Source organism: Tenacibaculum soleae (assembly GCF_001693415.1).
Taxonomy (GTDB): domain Bacteria; phylum Bacteroidota; class Bacteroidia; order Flavobacteriales; family Flavobacteriaceae; genus Polaribacter; species Polaribacter soleae.
This window is the reverse complement of sequence record NZ_MAKX01000009.1, coordinates 1-2369: the sequence shown is the minus strand read 5'-3', so window position 1 is coordinate 2369 and position 2369 is coordinate 1. Positions and strand designations below refer to the sequence as shown.

Genomic DNA, 2369 nt, shown 5'->3' with positions numbered 1-2369 from the left:
CTCTCCAAATATTCGAACCTAATTTTATTCGAGCTTCAAATAATCCTTTATGAGTTTTCATTGGTGCCAAATACGTTTTCGGCACGTGCTGATAAGTTTCGATTATTTCAATGACCTTAAATATCTTGTCTTGAACTTTTTTCGGTTGAGCAAGTAGAAACTCCTCGAAATAATTTTTATATTGTATTACTTGCCTAACTTTTTCCATTTAGACAAAGGTAACTTAAAAGTTACTATTTTCAAAATATTTCAAAAGTTAAATTTAAAGTCCGGGTGTTTTTGGGTATGTTTTACAACGTTGTTGTGTAAGATTAGTTGCGTGTTTCAAGCAACTAATTTACTAGATTAATCACGAACGGCGAAATTCCGAAGGAATTTCCCAAGTGAGCTTTTACTAGCAATTAATTTTACACGGTGTTGGCAACTTTAATTTATTTGTAATTCAGTTCTTATGTTGATTTCCTTCGCTGAATTTTTGTCCTTTAATTTCACAATTAATTTGCAAGGATTATTTATTTCTCCTTTCGTAAAAGTTAATTTTGCAGTTAATTGACTTTTTAAATCTTCTGGATTTACTCCTTCGTTTTCATAATCACTTAATAAATTCGGATTTGATATTATCTTATTTCCTTTATTATCTATAAGTTCAATTGAGAAAATTGGGAAAACTTTTTCATTGCTCAATTCCAAACCACTTATGTCATCAAGTATTAATATTAATAAATCTTCAGTGCTCACATTTTGGTCAAAAACTGGCTGTTTAATTGTTTCATTCCACAAGTATATTTCTGAATATTCAATTCCTTTGTTTTCAATATTAAGTAAGTCATTTTCTTTTATAGTAAAGGGTAATTCATAAGTGAACTTTCCATCTCCCTTTTTGTCCCAAATATTAACGAAAACTTTATATTTTTCTTCATTCTGATAAGGCAAAGCAGTTCTAAAGTTTGCTCGTAATTGAAGTGGAAAAAGGTCAGTTCCATTATCTAAACTTTTCAACAAGTTTGGATTAGAAAGAACAGTATCTTTTTCGTTTTTTACAATATACATTGATAATCCAGGGAAAGTTTTATTTTCTTTCTTTGTTAATCCGTTAATATTGTTAAAAATTAGATTCACTTTTTCCCCAAATACATATTCATTTCTTTTCTCAATTTTTCCATTGATTTCAATATTAATGTCATCAATTCCAATTCCATCTCCTCTTGAATAAGCGCCAGTAATTAAGTCTGTATTTACTGATTGATTAAATTGACAAGAATTAAATGTGATAATTCCTAATGTTAAAATTAATATTCTAAATTTCATTATTTGTTCGGGTTTTTTATTGTTGCCAACGTGTTTGTATAAGCTTTGTTGCGTTGTTTAAGCAGTGAATTTACTAAATAAAACACGGACGGCGAAATTCCGTAGGAATTTCCCAAGTGAGCCAAAACCAGCAATAAAGTTTATACGGTGTTGGCAACTGTTTATTTTTCGTTAATAATTATTGGTTCATTTTTCTGAAAGTTAAATTCTCTAATTATTATTATTGCGTTTAATGAATCCAATTTTTCATAATATCTTGGAAAAGATCTTACTATTACTTTTCCTGATAAAAAATATTTTCCTTTTTTGTTTTCAGTATTAAAGAATATTGGGTTATTCAAAGTGTCTTTAAAATTATTAACTATGGAAAAGAATGAATCGCATTCAATTTTATTCAATTTTTTTGGGTCAATTTTATTTTTAGATAATTTTGCATAAACAGTCATTATTCTAATATCCTCTTTGTCTGTTTTAACTGTATCAGATAATTCGTAATAATATTTCAGTTTTCCTATTAAATTGTTTTCTAATGTTTTATTTGGAAATATTAATTCGGAATATTCAATTAAATTTTCAGTATTTGAACTATTCTTTAATTTTTCGTTTTTTGATATACAAGAATAAGTTAAAATTACAGTTGAAATAAGAATATAAAAATGTTTTATAATTTTTCTCAATTTACTTTAAGTTTTAATATTTATTCCTTTTTTTATCATAAATTCCGAACTATTTTTTTTCAAAAGTGTGATTGGATAATAGTTGCCAACGTACTTGTGTATGGTTTCGTTACGGAAAAGAGCGCAGCAATTTTCCGAACTTAAACCAAAGATAGTAAAAGTGCGAGGATTTTCTGCAAGAAAATCCCCCGTAATGAACTATACACGTTGTTGGCGTTTCGTAGTTTACGTTTCTGCTTTTTTCGGGTTCTATTTTTAGTAGCTAAAATTCTCAAGTATTTTTTTATTCAATATTTAGATTCCGAGTAAATTCTCACGATTTCAATTCCGTATTGTTGCTAAAACTTATTTTTTAATTCCCGAAATATTCTCTCTCTCTTTTCG

General features: G+C 27.6%; 2 protein-coding genes. Both read right to left on the bottom strand.

Annotated features, from left to right (window positions below; genetic code table 11):
- Positions 1–426: 426 nt before the first annotated feature.
- Entirely contained in the window at positions 427–1308 is an 882-nt protein-coding gene (locus BA195_RS09570) for a hypothetical protein (protein ID WP_068704876.1), read from the bottom strand.
- Positions 1309–1469: 161 nt separating this feature from the next.
- Entirely contained in the window at positions 1470–1985 is a 516-nt protein-coding gene (locus BA195_RS09565) for a hypothetical protein (RefSeq protein WP_068704874.1), read from the bottom strand.
- Positions 1986–2369 lie beyond the last annotated feature (384 nt).

Excerpts from the sequence above, each read along its gene's own strand:
- BA195_RS09570 (WP_068704876.1), bottom strand. The coding sequence starts at position 1,308 with ATGAAATTTAGAATATTAATTTTAACATTAGGAATTATCACATTTAAT.